This is a genomic window from Mycolicibacterium palauense (assembly GCF_002592005.1).
GTDB lineage: Bacteria > Actinomycetota > Actinomycetes > Mycobacteriales > Mycobacteriaceae > Mycobacterium > Mycobacterium palauense.
Window position 1 is genome coordinate 53,498 of the sequence record NZ_NVQF01000022.1, and the last position, 23,322, is coordinate 76,819.

Below are 23,322 nucleotides of genomic sequence, written 5' to 3' on the forward strand. Positions count from 1 at the left end.
AGGCTCAGGGCGGTGGCGCCTCGGTGTAGGCGAACCGGTACCCGTCGGCATCGAAGGTGAAGCCCTTGCCGGTGGTCTCACTGGCGCAGGAGATGCCCGCGTCGCCGACGTTGCAGCGGAACCCGGCCGCGGCCAGGACCTGCCCGAAGTCCACCGGGCGCGGCGGTCCGGGCACCAGCCGGAACTCCTCGCCGTCCAGGACGGTGAAGCGGGGCTCGCCGGTCGCGGCCACGACGATGGCATTGGGTGCCTTCTGCTCGCCGTCGGTGTCGGTCACGGTGTCCGGCTGACCGGGAACGCCCAGGTTCGCCCGGCCGCCGGCGGCCTGACAGCCGGCCAGCGTGTGCGGCACGATCGCACACCGCCAGCTCATGCTCGGCGTGGTGAAGAAGTACGCCGTCAACCCGTCGGAGGTGGCGTAGAACTCCGAGGCGTCGAGCAGCCGATCGTTGCCCGGCGGGCCGTCGGGAGCGGGCAGAGCCGTCGTAGAGGGCTCCGGGATGTAGTCGGAGACGCCCTCGGTGTTGACGACGGCCGGCGAGCAGGCGGTGAGCCAGCCGGCGAGCAACCCGCTCGTCGCGAGGACGACGGTGGGTCTCGGCATGCCGGATTCCCTCCTCTGGTACGTCGCGCCGGCGTGTCCGGGAACGACGGTACGCCGCCCGCAGCGAAGGCCGCCGTCCGCGGGCGTCGTGTGCGGGACGGTCCGGGTGCCCGGCGGACGACGGCGTCGCGGCGCCGCGGGTGCGTCGCGGGCCGCGACACGGCCGGGGACGGGAAAACGGCTTGTGATTTACCGCTCATTTTCGTCGGATGTGCTTAGAGAAACCTAAATAAGAGAGCTCGAAGAGCGTGAAACTGCTAATTAGCCGGGAGCCGGATCCGGGCATGTAAAGGCAGTGTTACCGGATAGCTAACAGCAAACACCGCGAATGGGTCACGGCGGCGTCTGAGCGTGGTCTGAACGCGGCGGCCGGACTGCGTCGATGCCGGTGGCAACGACCGTAAAAGCGGCGTTTTTCAACGCTAGAGTAGTTCTTAGCCGGCGCCGCCGCGGCGCCAGACCCGGAACCCTTGCGTCAAACGGGGTTGATCATCGAGGGAGCAACATGGCAAACAGCGTTGCCAATGTGGACGAAGTGACTGATGCGATCGACGGGGGCGCGCTCGCCGAGCGTGCCGCCGTGCCGTCCGCCTCGCACTGGCTGCCGTCGATGCGAGATGTCTCCAGCCGGGTCCGCGCCCAGGTCCAGCGCGCCGCGGGCGGACGCCATGCCGTGTCCGCGCTCGGTGCCGACGACGCCGCGGTCGAACCCATGCTCGGTTTCAAGGTCCTGCGGCACCGGGCCGTGGGCACCGGTCCGATCAGCGACCTCGCCGTGGCCGGCGGGCGGGTGTTCACCGCCAACTACGCCGACGACAGCGTGACGGTGCTCGACGCGCGCACCCTGGCGCTGGTCGACAACTTCTGCGAGGTCTACGAACCCCAGACCATGTCCACCCTGGGTCGGCGGGTGTTCGTCAGCACCGTCTCGCCGTCCTATGACACCGTCACCGTGATCGACGGGGGGCGGGTGGCCTCCACCATCGCCGTCAAGGGCAGCGTGCGCAGCCTGGCCGCCTCGCCCGACGGCACCCACGTCTACCTCGCCCGCACCCACTCGCAGGGCGCAGACCTGGCCATCCTGGACACCGCCGCGCGGCGGATCAGCACCGTCGAACTCGGCGCGGCCGCGCCCGTGGCGCTGGCCGTGAGCCCCGACGGCACCCGCGTCTACGTCGCCTCGGTCGACCACACCGGCGGCCTGCTGGCCGCGGTCGACGCCCGGGTCCGGCGGATCGTCGGCGCCGTGGCGGTCCCCTCGGCGATCCGCGATATCGCCGTGAGCCCCGACGGCAAGACCGTCTACGTCGTCAGCGACGACGCCGAACTCGGCGGTACCGTCGACGTGGTCGATGCCCGCCAGCTGCGGATCACCGACACCATCGAACTGGGCGAGCGGGTCAGCCGGGTCGAACTCAGTGTCGACGGCGAACGCGCCTACATCGTCAACGGCGGACGGGTCACCGTGTTGTGCACCGCGACCCACGAGATCGTCGACCACATCGTCACCCCCGCCGAGCCGTCCGCCGTCCGGGAGAGCGAGGACGGCGGCACGCTGTTCGTCGGCGACTACCGGGGCGGGCTCACCGTGCTCGCGGTCGCGTGGACCTCGAACAAGCTGCTCGCCGAGATGATCGGCTGCGACGTCATCGACGTGCCGATGCTGGAGCTCGAGCCCGCCGGGGTCTAGCCGCAGCACCCTCGGGGCGCGAGCCGGGCGCCTCCCCGAGTCCGGCGGTGTGCCGTGACGGTGAACAACAAAACCGAGCTTGCTATCGTCACCGGCGCTAGCGTAAGGCCCACCGCCCGTACCGACTCGGAGGCTGTTCACCGATGCACAGCACAATGCAGGACTATCCGCTGACCATCGCGGCGATCCTGCGCTACGCGACGACCGTCCACGGCGACCGCACGGTCACCACCGCCGTCGGAAACGGCGAGTACCGACACGGCACCTACCGGGAACTCGGCGCACAGGCCGCACGGCTGGCCAACGCGCTGCGCCGGCTCGGCGTCACCGGCGATCAGCGGGTCGCCACCTTCATGTGGAACAACCAGGAGCACCTGGAGGCCTACGTCGCGGTACCGGCGATGGGCGCCGTGCTGCACACCCTCAACATCCGGCTGTTCCCCGAACAGATCGAGTTCGTGGCCTACGAAGCCGAGGACCAGGTGGTGATCGCCGATCTGTCCCTGGCGCCGATCCTGGCCCCGGTGCTGCGGTCGATGGAAACGGTGCACACCGTGATCGCCGTCGGCGACGGTGACCTGGCGCCGTTCCGGGCCTCCGGCAAGCAGGTGCTGCGCTACCACGAGCTCACCGCGGCCGAATCCGATGAGTTCGACTGGCCGGAGATCGACGAAAACGCCGCTGCGGCAATGTGTTACACCAGTGGCACCACCGGCCACCCCAAGGGGGTGGTGTATTCACACCGGTCGAGCTACCTGCACTCGATGGCGGTGTGCAGCGGCAACGGGATGGGGCTGAGTTTCAGCGACCGCGCCCTGCCGATCGTGCCGATGTTCCACGCCAACGCCTGGGGCCTGCCGTATGCGGCGCTGATGGCCGGGGCCGACATGGTGCTGCCCGACCGGTTCATGGACGCCGCCTCGCTGGTCGATCTCGTCGAGACCCAACGCCCCACGGTGGCCGGTGCCGTGCCCACCATCTGGAACGACGTCATGCACTACCTGGACAAGAACCCCGGCCACGACATCGCGTCGCTGCGGTTGGTGGCCTGCGGCGGTTCGGCGGTGCCGCTGTCGCTGATGAAGGACTTCGAGGCGAAGTACCACGTGCAGATCCGCCAGCTGTGGGGCATGACCGAGACCTCGCCGATGGCCACCCTGGCCTGGCCGCCGCCCGGCACCGACGAGGAGCGGCACTGGCAGCTGCGCTCCACCCAGGGCCGCCCGATGTGCGGGGTGGAGACCCGCATCGTCGACGACCGGGGGGCGGCGCTGCCCAACGACGGCGAGTCGGTCGGGGAGCTGGAGGTGCGCGGCGCCTGGATCACCGGCTCGTACTACCGCAACCACGACACCTCCAAGTTCCAGTCGGGCTGGCTGCGCACCGGCGACGTGGGCAACATCGACGCGCAGGGCTACGTCACCCTGACCGACCGCGCCAAGGACGTGATCAAGTCCGGCGGCGAGTGGATCTCCTCGGTGGAGCTGGAGAACCACCTCATCGCCCACCCGTCGGTGCTGGAGGCCGCCGTGGTCGGCGTGCCCGACGAGCGGTGGCAGGAGCGGCCGCTGGCCGCCGTCGTCGTCAAGGAGGGGGCCGTCGTGACCGCGACCGAGCTGCGGGACTTCCTGGCCGACAAGGTGGTTCGCTGGTGGCTACCGGAGCGGTGGGCCTTCATCGACGAGGTGCCGCGCACCAGCGTGGGCAAGTACGACAAGAAGACCATCCGGTCCCGTCACGCCGAGGGCGAGTACAAGGTCGAAACGCTGGGCTGACCGCCCGTCAGCGCTGCGCGCGCCGATAGGCCGTCACCACCGCGGCGCCGCCCAGCCCGATGTTGTGCTGCAGCGCGGCGCCGACGTCGTCGACCTGACGGGCGTCCGCGGTTCCGCGCAGCTGCCAGGTCAGCTCGCTGCACTGGGCCAGGCCCGTCGCGCCCAGCGGGTGGCCCTTGGAGATCAGCCCGCCGGACGGGTTGACCACCCAGCGGCCGCCGTAGGTGGTCTGCCCGTCGTCGATCAGCCGGGGCGCCTCGCCCTCGTCGCACAGCCCGAGGGCCTCGTAGAGCAGCAGCTCGTTGGCCGAGAAGCAGTCGTGCAACTCGATGACCTGGAAGTCCTCGGGGCCCAACCCGCTCTGGTCGTACACCCGCCGGGCCGCCTGCACGTTCATGTCGTAGCCGATGATATTGGCCGCACTGCCGTCGAAGGTGGACTCGAAGTCCGTGGTCATCGCCTGCCCCACGATCTCCACGGCCTGCCCGGCCAGGTCGTGGTCGGCGACGTAGTCCTCGCCGGCGAGCACCACCGCCGCCGAACCGTCGGAGGTGGGGGAGCACTGCAGCTTGGTCAGGGGGTCGGAGATCATCTTCGCCGCCAGGATGTCGTCGAGGCTGTACTGGTCCTGGAACTGGGCGTAGGGGTTGTTCACCGAGTGCTTGTGGTTCTTGTAGCCGATCTTGGCGAAGTGCTCGGCGGTGCTGCCGAACTTCCTCATGTGTTCGCGACCGGCGGCGCCGAACATCCAGGGCGCCACCGGGAAAGCCAGTTCGTCGATCTCGGCCAGCGCCTTGATGTGGCGTCCCATCGGGGACTCGCGATCCCCGGCGCCGCCGCCCAGTGCGCCGGGCTGCATCTTCTCGAAGCCCAGGGCCAGGACGCAGTCGGCCAGCCCGCCGCGGATCGCCTGTGCCGCCAGGAAGAGCGCGGTGGACCCGGTCGAACAGTTGTTGTTCACGTTGACGATCGGAATGCCGGTCATGCCCAGTTCGTAGAGGGCGCGCTGGCCGCACGTGGAGTCGCCGGCGACGTAACCGACGTAGCCCTGCTCGATCTCGGTGTAGTCGATCCCGGCGTCGGCCAGCGCCTTGGTGCCCGACTCCCGGGCCATCTGCGGGTAGTCCCAGCCCTCGCGGCGGCCGGGCTTCTCGAACTTCGTCATTCCGACGCCGACCACGTAAACCCTGTTGGCGGCACGTCCCATGGTGATCTCCTCCGATCGCGGCACGCTCGTTGGTCGACCTTATCGTCGCGGCCCGGCGGCGTGAAGCCCGCGAAAGCCGGCATCGACGCGGCGATTCCGGCATGTCGTGTACAGACGGGCCCGGGCACGACACAATGCGACTAGAACGTGTTCTAGTTGAGACGGGAGTGCGGCGGATGGGCCTGAAGGTCGTGCAATGGGCAACCGGCGGTGTCGGGGTCGCCGCGATCAGGGGGATCCTCGAGCACCCCGAGCTCGAACTGGCGGGCTGCTGGGTGCATTCCGAGGCCAAGAACGGCCGCGACGTCGGCGACATCATCGGCGGCGAGCCGCTGGGCGTCACCGCCACCACCAGCATCGAGGACATCCTGGGCCTGGATGCCGACGCCGTCGTCTATGCGCCGCTGATGCCCAATCCCGACGAGGTGGCCGCACTGCTGCGCTCCGGCAAGAACGTGGTCACGCCCGTGGGCTGGATCTACCCCGGCGAACGCCTGGGCGCCCCGATGCGCGAGGCGGCGCTCGCCGGCGGTGTCACCCTGCACGGGACGGGAATCGCCCCGGGCGGCATCAGTGAGAAGTTTCCGCTGATGCTCTCGGCGATGTCCACGGGAGTGACCTTCGTGCGCGCCGAGGAGTTCTCCGACCTGCGCACCTACGAGGCCCCCGATGTGCTGCGCCACGTGATGGGGTTCGGCGACACCCCCGAGAAGGCGCTGAGCGGGCCGATGCAGAAACTGCTCGACGGCGGGTTCATCCAGTCGGTCAAGATGGTCGTCGACACCATGGGGTTCGCCGCCGACCCCGAGATCCGCGCCACGCAGGACGTCGCCGTGGCCACCGCGCCCATCGACTCCCCGCTCGGGGTCATCCAGCCGGGACAGGTGGCCGGCCGGAAATTCCACTGGGAAGCCCTCGTCGACGGCACCCCGGTCGTGCGGGTCACCGTCAACTGGCTGATGGGCGAAGAAAAGCTCGATCCACCATGGACTTTCGGGCCGGCCGGCCAGCGCTACGAGATGGAGGTCAACGGCAACCCCGACTTCACCGTCGTGGTACGCGGCTTCCAGGGTGAGATCGCCGCCGACGGGACGGCCGGGCCGGAGACGGGCATCACCGCCACCGCGGCGCACTGCGTCAACTCCGTCCCGGCGGTGTGTGCCGCCGCGCCGGGCATCGCCACCTACCTCGACCTCCCACTGATCAGCGCGAAGGCGGCGCCCGGCCTCGGTCACTGACTACCATCACCACCATGGCCCGGTCCTATGTGATGGAGCAGTCCCGCGCGATCCCGGTCGGTGTCGACGCCGCCTATTCCGGCACCCTGCCCATCGATCTCCGCACGATCATGAGCCGCTGGTACGGGCCCGTCGCCCCGGTCACGTCGGTGACCGGGCAGAGCGGCGAATGGGCCAACATCGGGCAGACGCGCACCATCGTGCAGGCCGGGGGTGCCAGCATGCGTGAGGAACTCACCCGCGTCGACCCGCCGCGCGGGTTCGCCTACCGCCTCACCGACGTCACCGGACCGCTTTCCGCGCTGGTCCACCACATCGACGGGCAATGGTCGTTCGAACCGGTCGGCACCGGCACCCGGGTGACGTGGCGGTGGACCGTGCAACCGAAATCCGCCGCGGCCGCGGCGGCGATGCCGGCGTTCGCGTGGCTGTGGAAGGGGTTCGCCCGCCAGGGCCTCGAAGAGCTGTCCGAACGGTTGCTCGGCTAGATGTGCCGGCTGTTCGGGCTGCACGCCGGCCGCGTCGCCGCCACCGCAACGTTCTGGCTGCTCGGCGCGCCGGACAGCCTCGCGCAGCAGAGCCACCGCAATCCGGACGGGACCGGTCTGGGGGTGTTCGGTCCCGGCGGACACCCGATTCTGCGCAAACAGCCGATGGCCGCCTGGCGGGACGCCGAATTCGCCACCGAGGCAAAAGAACTCGACGGAACAACCTTTCTGGCCCACGTGCGCTACGCCACCACCGGGGCGGTCGCGGCGGTCAACACCCATCCGTTCCTACAGGACGGCCGGCTGTTCGCGCACAACGGCGTGGTCGAGGGCCTGGACGTCATCGAGCACCGGCTGCAGGACCTGGGCACCGCGGATCTGGTGGCCGGTGACTCCGACTCCGAACGTGTCTTCGCCCTGATCACCGGCCACGTCCGCGCCCGGGACGGTGATGTGCCGACCGGGCTGAGCGAGGCGCTGCAGTGGCTGGCCGGCGCGGTTCCGATCTTCGCGCTCAACATCCTGCTGTGCACCGCGACGGAGATGTGGGCACTGCGCTATCCCGACACCCATGCCCTCTACCTGCTGGACCGGCGCGACCCCGCCGAGCACGCGCGGTTCGAACTGACCAGCGCACGCATCCGCGCACGGTCGGAGCACCTCGCCTCGGCGCCGTCGGCGATCGTGGCCAGCGAGCCGATGGACGACGACCCGAACTGGACCGCGCTGCGCTCCGGCGAACTCGTCCACATCGATGCCGGCCTGAACATCCAACGGCGGATCCTGCTGCCGGACCCGCCGGCAAACCAACTCACGCTCGCCGACCTCAGCTCCGATCTCAGCGCCGACGCGGCCTCCGCACAGACCGTCCGTTGAGAATCGCCGTGATTCACCGGGATCCACCGACATCCACTGAAGGGAGCAGCGCCATGACCGAACGCATCGAGGTGCCGGCCCCGGCGGGGCCGCTGGCCGCCGATCTGGCCGTGCCCACCGGGACCGGCCCGTGGCCCGGGGTCGTGGTGGTGCACGACGCGTTCGGGCTCGGCGACGACGCCCGCAACCACCTCCGACGGTTCGCCGAGCACGGGATCCTGGCCCTGGCCCCGGACCTGTACTCGCGCGGCGGGATGGTGCGCTGCGTGCGGTCGGTGATGCGCTCGTTGTCCCGGCACAGCGGGCCCGCCGTCGACGACCTGCTGGCCTGCCGCGATGCGCTGGCCGGCCGGCCGGACTGCACGGGCCGGGTCGGCATCGCCGGATTCTGCATGGGTGGCGGGTTCGCTCTGGTGATGGCGCCCAAGGGTTTCGACGCCTCGGCGCCGTTCTACCCGTCGATCATGCGTGACTACTCCTTCCTGGACGGGGGAGCCTGCCCCGTGGTGGCCAGCTACGGGGGCCGCGATCCGGTCAATGTGGGAAACGGGCCGCGGTTGGAGAAGACGCTGCAGACCGCGGGCATCCCGCACGACGTCAAGGTGTATCCGGGCATCGGGCATTCGTTCGCCAACGACCTGCCCGGACAGCCCTTCCTGCGCGTGGCGGGTTTCGGCCACGACGCCGCCGCCACCGACGACGCCTACCGCCGGGTGTTGGCGTTCTTCGACACGCACCTGAGCGCCGGCGACGACTGACGCCCGACCCGGGCTGGCACACTCTGGAGACCGTGAGCGTGAAGAGAGCACTGGTACTCGCGGGCGGGGGTATCGCGGGGATCGCCTGGGAAACCGGCGTGCTGACGGGCATCGCCGACGCCGCGCCCGCGGTGGCGCAGCACCTGGTCGACTCCGCGGTGCTGGTGGGGACCTCGGCGGGATCGGCGGTGGCCGCCCAGCTGGGCAGCGGACTGAGCCTGCCCGAGCTGTTCGACCGGCAGGTGGCGGCCCCCTCCCACGAAATCGACTCCGGGGTGGACATCGAGGCCGTCGCCGAGCTGTTCCTGTCGGCGATGCTCACCCCCGGCGCCACCAAGGAGGACAAGCTGCGCCAGATCGGTGCCATCGCCGCCGCCACCGGCACGGTCCCGGAGCCGGTCCGGCGTGCGGTGATCGCCCACCGGCTGCCCTCGCAGCACTGGCCGCAGCGGTCGTTGCGGATCACCGCCATCGACATCGCGACGGGCGAGCTGGTGGTGTTCGACCGGAACTCCGGCGTCGACCTCGTCGACGCCGTGGCCGCCAGCTGCGCCGTACCGGGGGTGTGGCCGCCGGTGACGATCGCGGGCCGCCGCTATATCGACGGCGGGGTCGCCAGCATCGCCAACACCGCGGTGGCCCACGACTGTGACAGCGCGCTGGTGCTGGTGCCGTCCGGGGCCGACGCGCCGTCGCCGTGGGAGACCGGCGTCGCCGAGGAGATCGCCGGCTTCCCGGGACCGGCCCTGGCGGTGTTCGCCGATGCGGCCGCGCGCGCGGAGTTCGGGCCCAATCCGCTGGACCCCGGATCCCGGGTCCCCGCGGCGCGGGCCGGCCGCGAGCAGGGCCGGCGCGAGGCCGAGCGGATCGCGACCTTCCTAGGGTTGTGACTGGGGGGCCTCTGGCTCGGGGGCCTGTGACTGGGAGGCCTGCGACTGGGGGCCCAGCGCCGGTGGGTCGCCGCCGCCCGGGTCGGGCCGCGCCGTCGTCGTCTCGGTGCGCGGGGTCTGCGCGTCGGCGGCGGTGACCGCCGGTGCGCCCAGCACGTCCAGCGCCGCGGCCGCGAGCTCCTGCCCGATGTCCATGACCTCGGTGGCACGGTGGAAGTCCAGGCTGCGGCACACGCTGCGGGGCACCTCGATCAGCAGGTCGGGCGGGTAGGCGGCCAGGGTGTGCCGCGCCAGCGCGGCCTGGGCGATGTCGATGGTGCGGTTCATCACCTCGAACCCGCCCAGCTTGGGCACCACAGGAACGTCGTCGGCCGAGATCTCGTCATCGCCGCCGCTGAGGCGGTTGAGCACCGAGCGCGCCGACGGATTGTCCAGCAGCGACCGAGCGGCCTTCGTGTCCAGCAGCGAGGACGTGCTGCGCCACATCCGGTTCAGCCATTCGGTGGTGGCCCGCGGTTCGGGCTGGGCGCGGCGGGCCTCGGGATCGTCGCCGGACAGGCTGATCGCGATGGTGGCGTCGGCGTTGACCGCCGCGATCGGCGCCATCGGGACCGGGTCGAGGATCCCGCCGTCGGCCAGCAGCCGGCCGTCGAGCACGTGCGGCGAGATCACCCCCGGGATGGCGATGGACGCGCGGATCGCGTCGTCGAGCGCCCCGCGCTGCAGCCACACCGACCGCCCGGTGATCAGATCGGTGGCCACCGAGGTGAACGGGATGGGGAGTTCCTCGATGGTGACCTCGCCGAGGATCTCCCGCACCGCGTCGAGGATCTTCTCGGCGCGCAGCACCCCCGCGGCCGAGATCGACGGGTCGAGCAGCCGCAGCACCGCACGCTGCGTCAGCGAACTGGCCCACTGCGCGTACTCGTCGAGCTTGCCCGCCGCCTGCAGACCCCCGACCAGCGCACCCATCGACGACCCGGCGATGCCGACGATCTCGTGGCCGCGTTCGTGCAGCTCGTTGATCACCCCGATGTGGGCGTAACCCCGGGCCCCGCCGCTACCGAGGGCCAGCGCAACACGCATGGCGCCATTGTCGCGCACCCGGATTGGTGCGACAACGGTCGGCGGCCACCGCCGCGGTCAGCTTGGCTGCGGCTATTCGCACTGGCCGGTGGCGGCACCGTTGACCGCCATGATCACCCCGGCCTGCTGGGCGGGGGTCAGGTCGGCCCACGGGCTGTTGAAGGTGCCCGGACCCACCGGTGCGGGGCCCTGCAGGATCCTCAGATACGGCTCGACGAGGGCGACGGGGTCGCCCGGCTGGGTGTCCATCCACAGCTTGGCGGCGTGGCAGGCCTGCCCGTACTGGGATTCGGTGGCGTCGGCCGGGACGTCCACCCCGGTGGTGACGCCGCCGGGGGAGACCGCCACCGCGCCCGGCGGCACCGCCTGGGCCGGCAGCGGCGGCGGCTCGCTGGTCGGGGCCGTCACCGTGGACCCCGCGGTGTCGGTCGCCGGGGCCGTCTGCTCACCCGATGAACAACCCGCCCCGACCGTGGCCGCCGCGGCGGCCAGCAGTGCCCAGTGCCGGGCGGCCCGATGCTGGTGGATGCGCATGCGAGTCAATCTATGCAACACTGGACGACGTGACGAAGAGCCTCGGGTTCCGGGAGTGTTGCCGGGCCGTATGACGCCCGACCGCCGCCGACCCCTCGTCACTTCCGGAGTTTCTTCCCATGTCTACTTCTGTGTTCCCCGTGCTGCCCGACTCTGCGATTCCCCCGGCCATCCCCACGGTGCCCGGCCCCACCCGGCTGCGCATCCCCGATCTGCTGCACGCCACCGACCGGGCCGCCGACGAATTCCTCAGCGGCCGCTATGACCATCTGCTGCCCGAGGGCGGACCACCCGGGGACCGTCGCTGGTTTTTGCGGCTCCACGCTGACGACGACCTGGACCTGTGGTTGATCAGCTGGGTGCGGGGGTATCCGACCGAGCTGCACGACCACGGCGGTTCCCTCGGCGCGCTGACGCTGTTGTCCGGTGCGCTCGCCGAATATCGTTGGGACGGAAGCGCGCTGCGCGTCCGCCGGCTGGAGGCCGGCGATCAGGCGGCGTTCCCGCTGGGCTGGGTGCACGACGTGGCGTGGGCGCCGTCCAGCGACCCCGAGCCCACGTTGAGCGTGCACGCCTACTCGCCCCCGTTGACGGCGATGTCCTACTACGAGGTCACCGCGCGGTCGACGTTGCGGCGCAACCGCACCGAACTCACCCACGGCGGCCCGGAGCATCGGTGACCAGCCGCATCGACACCGCGCTGGACCGTGCGCGGGCCCGCCTGCGGCGCCTGCCCGCCGCGGCGGTGCCCGCGGCGCTGGACCGGGGGGCCGTCCTGGTCGATATCCGGCCCGCGGCGCAGCGGGCCGACGAGGGGGAGGCGCCCGGCGCGCTGGTCGTCGAACGCAACGTGCTGGAGTGGCGCTGCGATCCCACCAGCGAGGCACGCCTGCCGCAGGCCACCGGCGACGACGTCGAGTGGGTGCTGCTGTGCTCGGAGGGCTACACCTCCAGCCTGGCCGCCGCGGCACTGCAGGACCTGGGGCTGTTCCGGGCCACCGATGTCATCGGCGGCTACCGTGCCCTGCGTGGTGTCCTGGGTGCCGGGCCATCCCGGACGGCTACTCGTCGGAGTGCATCAGCGGGCGCAGACGCTCGGTCTTCTCCGGGGTCCAGCCCGGCGGTTCCAGCACCGCGGCCCATCCGTTGACCACGTCTTTGACGTAGCGGTGCCCGTGCCCGTCGGGCACATCCACCGCGACCGCCATGTCCGCGGACACCTGCAGGAACGTGATGACCGGCATCCAGTCCATGCTCGGGGAGACGTCGTAGCCGCGCGGCTCGCGCAGCCAGTCCGGTTCGCGGAACAGCAGATCCGGTGTCCACCACGCGATCGGATCCGAGGCGTGCTGCAGATAGACCACCCGCGGCGTGCTCCACTCCGACGGCGGCCGGCCCAGGTTGTCCGGCCGCGCCACGAACCGCACGTACTCGCCCTTGTCGTAGATGGGCAGCCACATCGGTGACCCGGGATCGCGGTTGGCGGTCAGGTTCGTCCAGATGGTGTTGTTGAACGTCGGCCCGGAGAACAGCGCGCCGTCGGTGCGGGCCAGCAGGTTGTTCAGGCTCAGGAACGGGGCCTCGCCGCCGAACGAACCCAGGCTCTCACCGAAGACGACCAGCTTGGGGCGCTGCCCCTCGGGCATCTGTTTGATCAGGGCGTCCACCGCCTCGAACAGCGCCTGACCGGCCTGGCGCGCGTTCTCCTTGTCGACGAGGAAGGACAGCCAGCTGGGCAGGTAGGAGTACTGCATCGAGACGATCGCGGTGTCGCCGTTGTACATGTACTCCAGCGCCGAGGCCTCGGCCTCGTTGATCCAGCCGGTGCCGGTCGTCGTCGCCACCGCGACCACCTTGCGGTCCAGGCCGCCGGTGCGCAGCAGTTCGCTGGCGGCCAGCACGGCCCGTTCCTTGATGTCGTCGACCGAACCGATACCGGCGTAGGCGCGGATCGGCTCGGTGGCCGGGGCGCCGTTGAACTCCGTGAGCTCGTCCACCGTCGGCCCGCCGGAGATGAAGATGCGGCCCTGGTGCCCCAGCGAGGCCCAGGACACCAGCGACTCCGGCCCGCCGGAGCGCAGCGGCGTCGTCGGTGGCGGGTTGTCCGGGTCGTCCTCGTCGTTGACCGCGGCGAAGGTCTCGTTGAGCCAGTCCATCGTCACGCGCACCACCACGCCGTTGAGCAGCGCGATGGTCAGCGCGAGCACCAACCCGACGGCGACGACGCCGGACACCCGCGGCGGGGCGACGCGCTCGAGCTGACGCATCAGGAACAGCACCAACTTGCGCACCAGCTGACCGATCTCGACCAGGATGAACAGGACGACGATCGCGATCACCGCGGCCTGCGGGTAGTTGTACCAGCGCAGGTGCGGTACCCCCATCAGGTCGCGGACGTCGTTCTGCCAGCGGCTGAAGAAGAACTGCATGCCGACCATGCCGATCAGTCCGACGACCAGCAGCGTGAGCCAGGCCCACCGCGGCGCCAGGGGACTGGTGTCCTTGCCGCGCAGGTAGCGCACCAGCCACACGCTGAACACGCCGATCAGATATCCGGCCGCGCCCGCACCGCCGGAGACCAGGCCCTGGAACAGCGGGCCGCGCGGCAGCAGCGACGGGGTCAGCGACAGAAAGACGAACGCCAGGCCGACGGCGGTGCCGAAGAACGTGTAGTGCCGGGCCCACCACGGCGGTCGTTCACCGCCGGGTTCGGCATCCGCCGGCTGGCCGGCAGACTGATCCGCCGGCTGGCCGGCAGACTGATCCGCCGGCTCTGCGGTGGCTGTCCGCTGCGCCGCGGCGTCGGACCCGTCCCCGGGCTGCCCGTCCGCGCCCCCCGACTGCTCGGCCTGCGATTCAGTCACGCCTGAGCACTCTAGCGGTGCTTGAAGTCCGCAGCGCGCTTCTCGGTGAAGGCCGCCATTCCCTCCGTCTGATCCTCGGTGGCGAACGCCGAATGGAACAGCCGGCGCTCGTAGAGCAGTCCCTCGGCGAGGGTCGACTCGAATGCCCGGTTGACCGCCTCCTTGGCCATCCGGGCCGCCGATAGCGACATCTGCGAGATCGTCGCGGCCGCGGCCTTGGCCTCGGTCAGCAGATCGGCGGCCGGCACCACCCGCGAGACCAGGCCCGCGCGCTCGGCCTCCTCGGCGCCCATGTTGCGCCCGGTCAGGATCAGATCCATCGCCTTGGCCTTGCCGATGGCGCGGGTCAGGCGCTGGCTGCCGCCCATCCCGGGCAGTACGCCCAGCTTGATCTCCGGCTGGCCGAACTTGGCGGTGTCCGCGGCGATCAGCAGGTCGCACATCATCGCCAGCTCGCAGCCGCCGCCCAGCGCGTAGCCGGCGACCGCCGCGATCGTCGGGGTGCGCACGGCGGCGAATTCGCCCCACTTGGCGAAGTAGTCGGACCCGAAGACGTCGGCGAAGCTCAGCGAGGCCATCTCCTTGATGTCCGCGCCGGCGGCGAAGGCCTTCTCGCTACCGGTCAGCACGATGGCGCCGATGCCCGGGTCGGCATCGAATTCCTTTGCCGCCGCGGTCACTTCGTTCATCACCTGGCCGTTGAGCGCGTTGAGCGCCTTGGGGCGGTTCAGGGTGATCAGGCCGACGCGGTCCTCGCGCTCGACGATGATGGTCTCGTAGCTCATCGGTCCTCCTCGACTGGTTGAACTCGACTGGTTGATCTCGACTGGTTGATCTCGACTAGTCGAACGTGAGATCGGGATCCGCGGGGTCGAAATAGCGTGCGACATCCTCGCTGCTGACCGCGGCCAGCGAGGACGGGTTCCACTGGGGGTTGCGGTCCTTGTCGACCAGCTGCGCGCGGATGCCCTCCACCAGGTCGTGGGACTTCAGCGACGCCGACGAGACCCGGTACTCCTGCACCAGGACGTCCCGCAGGGTCTGCAGGCCGGCCGCCCGGCGCACCGCCTCCAGCGTGACCATCAGCGCGATCGGGGAGCGCCCGGCGATCACCTGCGCGGCGTCATTGGCGGGGCCTTCCGCATGCCCGCGCAGGGCGGCGACGATGTCGGCGACGGTCGCGCCGTCGTAGCACTCGTCGATCCACGGGCGGTTCTCGACCAGCGCGCTGGCCGGCGGTTCCACCGCGTGGTTGCTCAGCGCGGTGTCGACGTCGTGGGCCACGATGTCGTCGACGAAGGCCGCCAGCGCCGCGTGCGGGACGAAGTAGTCGGCGAAGCCCATCGCGATGGCGTCGGCGCCCGAGAACGGGGCGCCGGTCAGGGCGGCGTGCAGGCCCAGGCTGCCCGGGCTGCGGGAGAGCAGGTAGGTGCCGCCCACGTCGGGGATGAAGCCGATGCCCACCTCGGGCATGGCCATCTTGGTGGTGTCGGTGACGATCCGGACCCCGGCGTGCGCCCCGACGCCGACGCCGCCGCCCATCACGATCCCGTCCATCAGGGCGACATAGGGCTTCGGGTAGTCGCCGATCAGCGCGTTGACCCGGTACTCGTCGAACCAGAACTTGCGCGCCTCGGCGCCGTCCGCGCGTGCGCTGTGGTAGATCGCCACCACGTCGCCGCCGGCGCACAGCCCGCGCTCGCCGGCGCCGGTGAGGACCACCGCGCGGATGTCGTCGTCGTCGGCCCAGCGCGGCAACACCTCGGCCAGCGCGTCGACCATCGCCTGAGTCAGCGAGTTGATGGCCTTGGGCCGGTTGAGGGTGATGATGCCGACGCCGTTGTCGACGTGCGTGAGGATCTCGTCGCTCATGTGCTGCGGGCTCCGTCGTCGAGGTCGTATCGTGCGGGATGCACCAATGGTTGGACATCCTAGTATCTCGGGCCCGCCCCTCGGCAGGCGCCCACGGGTAACCTAGCGGTGACGGGTCCGCGCAGAAATCCCAGCACATCGGGAACTGGCGACGGGTTCCGGTTCGTTAGACGATTGTTCGTGTAAGACTTTCAGGTACCTCACAGGAAAGGATCCGACGGTGCGGGAAACCTCCAATCCGGTATTCCGTTCGCTGCCCAAGCAGCAGGGCGGGTACGCGACATTCGGTACCGGTGCTGCTGGCGCCGCGACCGCGCAGGTACATCAGGGCTATCAGCCGTACACGACTCCGCCCCAGACGGGCGTCTCGCGGCCGCTGACCATCGACGACGTCGTCACCAAGACCGGCATCACCCTGGGTGTGCTGGCCGCGGTCGCCGCCGTCTCCTACTTCCTGGTCGCGGGCAACCCCGCGCTGGCCATGCCGTTCACCCTGGTGGGTGCGCTCGGCGGGCTGGCGCTGGTCCTGGTCGCCACCTTCGGCCGCAAGATGGACAACCCGGCGATCGTGCTGAGCTACGCCGCGCTGGAGGGTCTGTTCGTCGGCGCGGTGTCGTTCCTGTTCACCAACGTTCTGGTGTCCGGGGCCAACGCGGGCGTGATGATCAGCCAGGCCGTGCTGGGCACACTCGGCGTGTTCTTCGGCATGCTGGTCGTCTACAAGACCGGTGCCATCAGGGTCACGCCGAAGTTCACCCGCATGATCGTGGCCGGCATGATCGGCGCGCTGGTGCTGATGCTGGGCAACCTGGTCCTGGCGATGTTCGGCGTCGGCGGCGGCGAGGGCCTGGGCATCCGCAGCGGCGGACCCATCGCGATCCTGTTCTCGCTGTTCGTGATCGGGCTGGCGGCGTTCAGCTTCCTCATCGACTTCGACGCCGCGGACCAGATGATCCGCGCCGGTGCGCCCGAGAAGGCCGCCTGGGGCATCGCCCTCGGCCTGACGGTCACCCTGGTGTGGCTCTACATCGAGATCCTGCGTCTGCTCAGTTACTTCCAGAGCGACTAGTCTCAACCCCGCAGAGGGCCCGGTGCGCATGCACCGGGCCCTTTTTTTGCGGTACCCGCCGAAGCTCAGGCTTTGATTCGGTACTCAGAGCGTCGAACGCGCGCGATTTTCGCTCTGGGTACCGGCTCGATCACCCTGTGGATGGGTGACGGCCCGCCATCGGCGGCTGGGCGAGGGTGTCACCTCGTGGTGGTGTTCATCGGAAGTGAGGCGGTGGCCGCCGGCCGCGTCACCAAGTACGACCTGCGGGCGCGCTGTCAACGGGTGCTTCCCGACGTGTACGCCCCCGGCGACGCGCCGCTGACGCTGGTCGACCGGACCCGCGCGGCGTGGTTGTGGTCTGGCCGGCGGGCGGTGATCACCGGATCGGCGGCCTCGGCGCTGCACGGCGCGAAATGGATCGACGACGACATCGCGATCGAAGTCAACGGCCACGACCGCAAACCGCCACCGGGGGTGCAGGTGCGCTGCGAAACCCTCTTCGCCGACGAGATCGGGATGCGCGGCGGACTGCCGGTCACCACCGTCGAGCGCACCGCGTTCGACCTCGCTCGGCGCGGAACCGTCCACGGGGCGGTCGAGCGGCTCGACGCCCTCGCCGCGGCCACGCGGTTTCACCGCGACGATGTCCTGGCCGTGTCCGTCGACCACCCGCATGTGCGGGGTATCCGTCGGCTGGCGCGGACGCTGGACATGGTCGATGCCGGGGCACAGTCGCCCCGGGAAACCTGGCTGCGGCTGCTGCTGGTCGCCGCGGGGTTCCCGCGTCCGCGTACCCAGATCCCGGTGCCCTGGCCCGACGGGCATCCGCGCTACTACCTCGACATGGGCTGGCCCGAGGTGATGGTGGCCGTGGAGTACGACGGGGAACAGCACCGGGTCGACCGGGAGATCTACCGTGAGGACCTGACCCGCTCGGAGTACATCGCCTACCAGGGGTGGAACCGGATCAGGGTGATCGCCGGCGACTCCCGCGCCGCCATCGTCGCCCGGGTCGAGCGGGCATGGCAGCACGCATCGGTTCGGTACTCAGAGCGAAAAACCGGGTGAGATTTCGCTCTGAGTACCGAATCAATGCCAGAGCAGGGGGCGCTGCAGCGTCAGGAGAGCCGTTCCAGCACCATGGCCATGCCCTGGCCGCCGCCGACGCACATCGTCTCGATGCCGAACGTCTTGTCGTGGGTGGTCAGGTTGTTCAGCAGGGTGGCGGTGATGCGGGCACCGGTCATGCCGAACGGATGCCCCAGCGCGATCGCGCCGCCGGAGACGTTCAGCTTGTCCTCGTCCATGCCCAGTTCGCGGGCCGACCCCAGCACCTGCACGGCGAAGGCCTCGTTGATCTCGTAGAGGTCGATGTCGGACAGCTGCATCTTGGCGTGGGCCAGGGCCCTCTTGACGGCCTCGATCGGGCCCAGGCCCATGATCTCCGGCGAGAGCCCGCTGACCCCGGTGGAGACGACGCGCGCCAGCGGGGTCAGGCCGAGTTCCTTGGCCCTGGTGTCGCTCATGATGACCACCGCGGCGGCGCCGTCGTTGAGCGGGCAGGCGTTGCCGGCAGTGATCGTGCCGCCCGGCCGGAACACCGGCTGCAGCTGGGAGACCTTCTCGTAGGTGGTACCCGGGCGCGGGCCGTCGTCAGTGGTGACGACGGTGCCGTCGGGCAGTGTCACCGGGGAGATCTCGCGTTCGAAGAACCCGCTCTTGATCGCCTCCTCGGCACGGTTCTGGCTGCGCACCCCCCAGCGGTCCTGATCCTCGCGGCTGATCCCGGTGTAGAGCGCGACGTTCTCGGCGGTCTGGCCCATCGCGATGTAGACGTCGGGCAGGTGGCCGTCGGTGCGCGGGTCGTGCCATTCGTCGGCGCCGGTCTCGGCGCTGCGCACGGTCCGCGCGATCGCCTCGTCGAACATCGGGTTCTTGGTGTCGGGCAGCCCGTCCGCGCTGCCCTTGCCGAACCGGGACACGGCCTCCACACCGGCGGAGATGAACACGTCGCCCTCACCGGCCTTGATCGCGTGGAAGGCCATGCGGGTGGTCTGCAGCGACGACGAGCAGTACCGGTTGACGGTGGTCCCGGGCATGAAGTCGTAGCCGAGCTCGACGGCCACCGCGCGGGCGATGTTGTAGCCGGCCTCGCCGGCGGGCTGCGCGCAACCCATCATCAGGTCGTCCACGTCGCGGGGGTCCAGCGCGGGGACCTTGTCCAGCGCCGCGCGCACCATCTGGGTGGCCAGGTCGTCGGGCCGCATGGTGGCCAGCGAACCCTTGACGGCTCGGCCGATCGGCGAACGGGTGGCGGCGACGATGACGGCGTCGGTCATGGCTCTCCTCGAGGTCTCGGGCTTACCCGAGACGTTAGCCCGAGCTCACCACCAGGGGAGCGGGGACCCCGGTGGTGCGGCGCGGCCACAGCCGGGCGAACATCCGCAGGCGCGCCGACAGCGTGCGGTTCTCGGCGCTGCGCGACTCCCAGGGCAGCTCACCCTCCCAGTGCCCGAGCGCAAAGCCCAGCGCCGGCAGCAGCTGTTTGGCGGCCAGCGCGTAGCCCTCGGCGGAGGGGTGGTAGCCGTCCTCGGAGAACAGCACGTCAGGTGCCTGCAGGAAGTCCGGTGCCAGCAGGTCGGCCAGCGGTACGGGAACACCGCCGCCGGCGCGCACCGCCCGGGCCTGGGCGCGGGCCAGCCGCAGTCCACGGTCGCGGGTCACCCACCGCAGCGGCTGGGGGATCGCGCCGATCACGCCGAAGTCGGGGCAGGTCCCCACCACAACGACGGCCCCGCTGGAGCTGAGGCGCTTGACCGCGTTGTTGAGCCGGCGCGCCGACTGGGGGATGCCGTTCAGCGCGGTGATGTCGTTGGCGCCGATCATGATCACCGCGGCGTCCGGGGGCGGGCCGGCGACGAACATCGCGTCGACCTGGCCCGACAGGCCCTTGGACGTGGCTCCCACGATCGCCTTGGTGCTCAGCCGGATCCGTTTGCCGGTCAGCTCGGCCAGCCCCCGGGCGACCAGCACCCCGGGCACCTCGTCGGCGACTCGGCAGCCGTAACCGGTGGCCGTGGAGTCCCCGAAGACCATCAGGTGCAGGTCCACCCGGGCGCCGCGCTGCCAGCGCTCGACCGATGCAGCTCCGGGGGTGTACACGCCGTCGGCGCGCGGCGGTACGTCCCAGGACTTCGGAATGACCTGCCGGGCCTTGTCCGCCTGACCTGTCAGAAGGTTGCGGGCACCCAGCGCCCCGGCCCCCGTGGAGGCCAGCACGCCCAATGTCGCGAGTGCGATGGTTGACCGACGCGTGCCGCGTGTGCCCACGCCCGACATTCTAGGTGCCCGAGCGGCCGGATTCCGAGTGCGACGGACCCCCTGATGCCGCCCCCGACGTCACGGTCTGATTTCGGTCCGGGTATCAATTTTGAATTCCAACTTGTTGAAAGTCTAAGAAGTGTCAAGCTAAGTACCCCGGTCCGACACGAAACCACGGGCGGACCCGGGACGCCGACGCCGGACACCACGACCGACCCGCGACAACGCCACTACAACGAGGTAGGGGGATTGTTTAGATGACCGCATCAATCAAGGTCTCGGGCCCGCCCCGTGCCGGATTCGGCGCCGCCAACGGCTCAGCAAAGGCCCGCAGGCCCCGCAAGTTCCCGGTCAGCGACGGCGCCCCGGTCGAGGTCGTCGAGACAGGCACCAGCCTGATGGGCCGGTTGGTCTCGCTCACCAGCCGGCTGACCGTGCGCCCGACGCTGGCCGTGGCCAGCTACGTCCCGCACCTGCCCTGGCCGTTCGGGATCGTCGACTTCGTCTCCCGCGCGGTGGCCCCCACCCCGGGGACCGTGCGCGCCACCATCGGGCTGCCCAACGCCGACGCGCAGCTGGTCCGCGCGCCCGGGGTGCTGCCCGCCGACGGCAACCGCCGCGTCGTGCTCTACATGCACGGCGGCGCCTTCCTGACCTGCGGTGTCAACTCCCACAGCCGCATCGCCATCGCGTTGTCGAAGTTCGCCGACGCCCCGGTGCTGGTGGTCAACTACCGGCTGATCCCCAAGCACACCATCGGCATGGCCGTCGACGACTGCCATGACGCTTACCACTGGCTGCGGCTGCGTGGCTACGACCCCGACCAGATCGTGCTGGCCGGCGACTCCGCGGGCGGCTACCTGGCGCTCACGCTGGCCCAGCGGCTGCAGGCCGAGGGGGAGGAGCCCGCGGCACTGGTGGCGATCTCGCCGCTGCTGCAGCTGGCCCAGGAGCCCAAGCAGGCCCACCCCAACATCCGCACGGACGCGATGTTCTCGCCCAAGGCGTTCGACGCGCTGGTCGGTCTGGTGGCGCGGGCCGCCGCCAACCGGATCGTCGACGGTGAGCCCGAACAGATCTATGAGCCCCTCGATCACATCGAACCGGGACTGCCGCGCACGTTGATCCACGTCTCCGGCTCCGAGGTGCTGCTCCACGACGCCCGGCTGGCCGCACGTCGGCTCGCGGCCGCCGGCGTGCCCACCGAGGTCCGGGTGTGGCGGGGACAGATCCACGACTTCCAGTTGGCCGACCCGGTCATCCCGGAGGCCAAGCGGTCACTGCGCCAGATCGGGGAGTACATCCGGGAGGCGACCGGGTAGTGCCCGCGGCGCCGGGAGGATCCCGCCCGCCGGGGCCGGAGGTTTCTGCGCAAAGATGTAGCCATGCGGATCGCGCAGCACATCAGTGAACTCATCGGCAACACCCCGCTGGTGGAATTGCACTCGGTGGTACCCGAGGGTGCCGGCCGGGTCGTCGCCAAGGTGGAGTACCTCAACCCGGGCGGCAGCAGCAAGGACCGCATCGCGGTCAAGATGATCGACGCCGCGGAGGCCAGCGGCGAGCTCAAGCCCGGCGGCACCATCGTCGAGCCGACGTCCGGCAACACCGGTGTCGGCCTGGCGCTGGTGGCCCAGCAGCGCGGTTACCGGTGCGTCTTCGTCTGTCCCGACAAGGTCAGCGAGGACAAGCGGAACGTGCTGCGCGCCTACGGCGCCGAGGTGGTGGTGTGCCCGACCGCGGTGCCGCCGGAGCATCCGGACTCCTACTACAGCGTGTCCAACCGCCTGGTGACCGAGATCGAGGGGGCCTGGAAGCCCGACCAGTACTCGAACCCCCACGGCCCGGAAAGTCACTATGAGACAACGGGTCCGGAGATCTGGGCGGACACCGACGGCCAGGTGACGCACTTCGTCGCGGGCGTCGGGACCGGTGGCACCATCACCGGTGCGGGCCGCTACCTCAAGGAGGTCTCCGGCGGCAGGGTCCGCGTCATCGGCGCCGATCCGGAGGGATCGGTCTACTCCGGTGGCACCGGGCGTCCCTATCTGGTCGAGGGGGTGGGGGAGGACTTCTGGCCCAGCGCCTATGACCCGGCGGTGCCCGACGAGATCATCGCGGTCTCCGACGCCGACTCGTTCGACATGACCCGGCGTCTGGCCCGCGAGGAGGCGCTGCTGGTGGGCGGATCCTGCGGGATGGCCGTGGTTGCCGCGGTCGAGGTGGCCCGCAAGGCCGGTCCGGACTCGTTGGTGGTGGTGCTGCTTCCCGACGGTGGCCGCGGCTACATGTCGAAGATCTTCAACGACGCGTGGATGTCGTCCTACGGGTTCCTGCGCACCCGCCTCGACGGCGCGGGTGAGCCCACGGTGGGCGATGTGCTGCGGGGCAAGTCGGGGGCCATCCCCGACCTGGTGCACACGCACCCGTCGGAGACGGTGCGCGACGCGATCAACATCCTGCGCGAGTACGGGGTGTCCCAGATGCCGGTGGTCGGCGCCGAGCCCCCGGTGATGGCCGGCGAGGTGGCCGGCAGCGTCAGCGAGCGGGAGTTGCTCTCGGCGGTGTTCGAGGGTCGCGCCAAACTCGCCGACGCCGTCAGCGAGCACATGGGCCCGCCGCTGCCCCTGATCGGATCGGGCGAGCTGGTGGGCGACGCGGCCAAGACCCTGCGGGACTGCGACGCCGTGATGGTGGTCGAGGACGGCAAGCCCGCCGGCGTCATCACGCGCAGCGACCTGCTGGGCTACCTGTCGTCATAGCCGACTCGTCATAGCCGACTCGTGGTAGCCGGCCGTGCTGCCCGGCGCCGCGGCGGGCAGCCCACGGTGGAACGCTGGCAAAACGCCGCTCTCACCTGTGCGTATCCGTGTGGTGAAGATTGCGGTTTAGCGGTGGCTTTCAGCCAACTCTCAGGTACTGTCGGGGCGCGTCATCTCGCAGGACCCTTATTCTCGCGCAGGGGAGGACTTCGATGACCGAGCCGCCGGTCCCGCCCGAAGGCAACAATCCGCCGCCCGGTGGCTATCCGCCCCCGCCGCCCAGCGGTAACCCTGTCCCTTATACAC

The 23,322-nt window shown here is 70.3% G+C and carries 22 protein-coding genes; 13 read left to right on the forward strand and 9 right to left on the reverse strand.

Features of this window, described 5'->3' with window-relative positions:
* Positions 1–4 precede the first annotated feature (4 nt).
* Positions 5–604, reverse strand: coding sequence for a hypothetical protein (locus tag CSR00_RS11375; protein ID WP_099022508.1), 600 nt, complete (start codon positions 602–604; stop codon positions 5–7).
* Between the two features lie 535 nt (positions 605–1,139).
* Here CSR00_RS11375 and CSR00_RS11380 point away from each other — a divergent pair.
* Together CSR00_RS11380 and CSR00_RS11385 are read left to right on the forward strand one after the other, a co-directional pair.
* On the forward strand, positions 1,140–2,294 hold the full coding sequence (locus tag CSR00_RS11380) for a beta-propeller fold lactonase family protein (RefSeq protein ID WP_141564339.1): 1,155 nt from the start codon (positions 1,140–1,142) through the stop codon (positions 2,292–2,294).
* A 143-nt stretch (positions 2,295–2,437) separates the two neighbouring features.
* A complete protein-coding gene (locus tag CSR00_RS11385; protein ID WP_099022510.1) occupies positions 2,438–4,069 on the forward strand; it encodes a fatty acid--CoA ligase in 1,632 nt (543 codons plus the stop codon).
* A gap of 7 nt (positions 4,070–4,076) precedes the next feature.
* On the opposite strand, the gene CSR00_RS11390 is transcribed toward CSR00_RS11385, so the two are convergent.
* The gene (locus CSR00_RS11390) at positions 4,077–5,276 is read right to left on the reverse strand and encodes a lipid-transfer protein (RefSeq protein ID WP_099022534.1); all 1,200 of its coding nucleotides are present in this window, start codon (positions 5,274–5,276) and stop codon (positions 4,077–4,079) included.
* A 176-nt stretch (positions 5,277–5,452) separates the two neighbouring features.
* Between CSR00_RS11390 and CSR00_RS11395 the strand changes: the two genes are divergently transcribed.
* The 5 genes from CSR00_RS11395 to CSR00_RS11415 are packed head-to-tail and all read left to right on the forward strand — an operon-like array spanning position 5,453 to position 9,526.
* Positions 5,453–6,514 carry an NAD(P)H-dependent amine dehydrogenase family protein gene (locus CSR00_RS11395; RefSeq protein WP_099022511.1) on the forward strand — a complete coding sequence of 354 codons (1,062 nt, stop codon included), beginning with the start codon at positions 5,453–5,455 and terminating at the stop codon, positions 6,512–6,514.
* Positions 6,515–6,528: 14 nt separating this feature from the next.
* Positions 6,529–7,002 carry an SRPBCC family protein gene (locus tag CSR00_RS11400; RefSeq protein ID WP_099022512.1) on the forward strand — a complete coding sequence of 158 codons (474 nt, stop codon included), beginning with the start codon at positions 6,529–6,531 and terminating at the stop codon, positions 7,000–7,002.
* Entirely contained in the window at positions 7,003–7,878 is an 876-nt protein-coding gene (locus tag CSR00_RS11405) for a class II glutamine amidotransferase (protein ID WP_099022513.1), read from the forward strand.
* 53 nt (positions 7,879–7,931) lie between these two features.
* A complete protein-coding gene (locus tag CSR00_RS11410; RefSeq protein WP_099022514.1) occupies positions 7,932–8,636 on the forward strand; it encodes a dienelactone hydrolase family protein in 705 nt (234 codons plus the stop codon).
* Between the two features lie 32 nt (positions 8,637–8,668).
* Complete coding sequence (locus tag CSR00_RS11415) at positions 8,669–9,526, forward strand: patatin-like phospholipase family protein (protein WP_099022515.1); 858 nt, start codon at positions 8,669–8,671, stop codon at positions 9,524–9,526.
* Here CSR00_RS11415 and CSR00_RS11420 read toward each other — a convergent pair.
* Together CSR00_RS11420 and CSR00_RS11425 are read right to left on the reverse strand one after the other, a co-directional pair.
* Complete coding sequence (locus tag CSR00_RS11420) at positions 9,515–10,612, reverse strand: patatin-like phospholipase family protein (protein WP_176562019.1); 1,098 nt, start codon at positions 10,610–10,612, stop codon at positions 9,515–9,517. The genes CSR00_RS11415 and CSR00_RS11420 overlap by 12 nt on opposite strands.
* A gap of 72 nt (positions 10,613–10,684) precedes the next feature.
* On the reverse strand, positions 10,685–11,146 hold the full coding sequence (locus CSR00_RS11425) for a lipoprotein LpqV (RefSeq protein ID WP_176562020.1): 462 nt from the start codon (positions 11,144–11,146) through the stop codon (positions 10,685–10,687).
* Between the two features lie 119 nt (positions 11,147–11,265).
* On the opposite strand from CSR00_RS11425, the gene CSR00_RS11430 reads away from it, so the two are divergent.
* Positions 11,266–11,826: a cysteine dioxygenase gene (locus CSR00_RS11430; protein ID WP_099022517.1), complete on the forward strand. Its 561-nt coding sequence runs from the start codon at positions 11,266–11,268 to the stop codon at positions 11,824–11,826.
* Positions 11,823–12,296, forward strand: coding sequence for a rhodanese-like domain-containing protein (locus CSR00_RS11435; RefSeq protein ID WP_245905951.1), 474 nt, complete (start codon positions 11,823–11,825; stop codon positions 12,294–12,296). Before CSR00_RS11430 ends, CSR00_RS11435 begins: the two co-directional genes overlap by 4 nt.
* On the opposite strand, the gene CSR00_RS11440 is transcribed toward CSR00_RS11435, so the two are convergent.
* The 3 genes from CSR00_RS11440 to CSR00_RS11450 are packed head-to-tail and all read right to left on the reverse strand — an operon-like array spanning position 12,208 to position 15,882.
* Positions 12,208–14,010, reverse strand: a complete 1,803-nt coding sequence (locus tag CSR00_RS11440; protein WP_099022518.1) for an alpha/beta hydrolase — start codon at positions 14,008–14,010, stop codon at positions 12,208–12,210. The two genes, CSR00_RS11435 and CSR00_RS11440, sit on opposite strands and share 89 nt — an antisense overlap.
* Positions 14,011–14,021: 11 nt before the next feature.
* Entirely contained in the window at positions 14,022–14,795 is a 774-nt protein-coding gene (locus CSR00_RS11445) for an enoyl-CoA hydratase (protein WP_099022519.1), read from the reverse strand.
* 55 nt (positions 14,796–14,850) lie between these two features.
* A complete protein-coding gene (locus CSR00_RS11450) occupies positions 14,851–15,882 on the reverse strand; it encodes an enoyl-CoA hydratase/isomerase family protein (RefSeq protein ID WP_099022520.1) in 1,032 nt (343 codons plus the stop codon).
* Between the two features lie 220 nt (positions 15,883–16,102).
* On the opposite strand from CSR00_RS11450, the gene CSR00_RS11455 reads away from it, so the two are divergent.
* Entirely contained in the window at positions 16,103–16,951 is an 849-nt protein-coding gene (locus tag CSR00_RS11455; protein WP_099022521.1) for a Bax inhibitor-1/YccA family protein, read from the forward strand.
* Positions 16,952–17,140: 189 nt separating this feature from the next.
* Positions 17,141–18,001 (forward strand): type IV toxin-antitoxin system AbiEi family antitoxin, encoded by an 861-nt coding sequence (locus CSR00_RS11460; RefSeq protein ID WP_176562022.1) that lies wholly within the window; start codon positions 17,141–17,143, stop codon positions 17,999–18,001.
* A 50-nt stretch (positions 18,002–18,051) separates the two neighbouring features.
* On the opposite strand, the gene CSR00_RS11465 is transcribed toward CSR00_RS11460, so the two are convergent.
* Positions 18,052–19,272, reverse strand: a complete 1,221-nt coding sequence (locus CSR00_RS11465; protein WP_099022523.1) for an acetyl-CoA C-acetyltransferase — start codon at positions 19,270–19,272, stop codon at positions 18,052–18,054.
* A 34-nt stretch (positions 19,273–19,306) separates the two neighbouring features.
* Positions 19,307–20,263: an SGNH/GDSL hydrolase family protein gene (locus tag CSR00_RS11470; RefSeq protein ID WP_176562021.1), complete on the reverse strand. Its 957-nt coding sequence runs from the start codon at positions 20,261–20,263 to the stop codon at positions 19,307–19,309.
* A 248-nt stretch (positions 20,264–20,511) separates the two neighbouring features.
* Here CSR00_RS11470 and CSR00_RS11475 point away from each other — a divergent pair, with 248 nt between their 5' ends.
* Positions 20,512–21,576: an alpha/beta hydrolase gene (locus CSR00_RS11475; RefSeq protein WP_099022525.1), complete on the forward strand. Its 1,065-nt coding sequence runs from the start codon at positions 20,512–20,514 to the stop codon at positions 21,574–21,576.
* Positions 21,577–21,639: 63 nt separating this feature from the next.
* Positions 21,640–23,016 carry a cystathionine beta-synthase gene (locus CSR00_RS11480; protein ID WP_099022526.1) on the forward strand — a complete coding sequence of 459 codons (1,377 nt, stop codon included), beginning with the start codon at positions 21,640–21,642 and terminating at the stop codon, positions 23,014–23,016.
* Positions 23,017–23,322 lie beyond the last annotated feature (306 nt).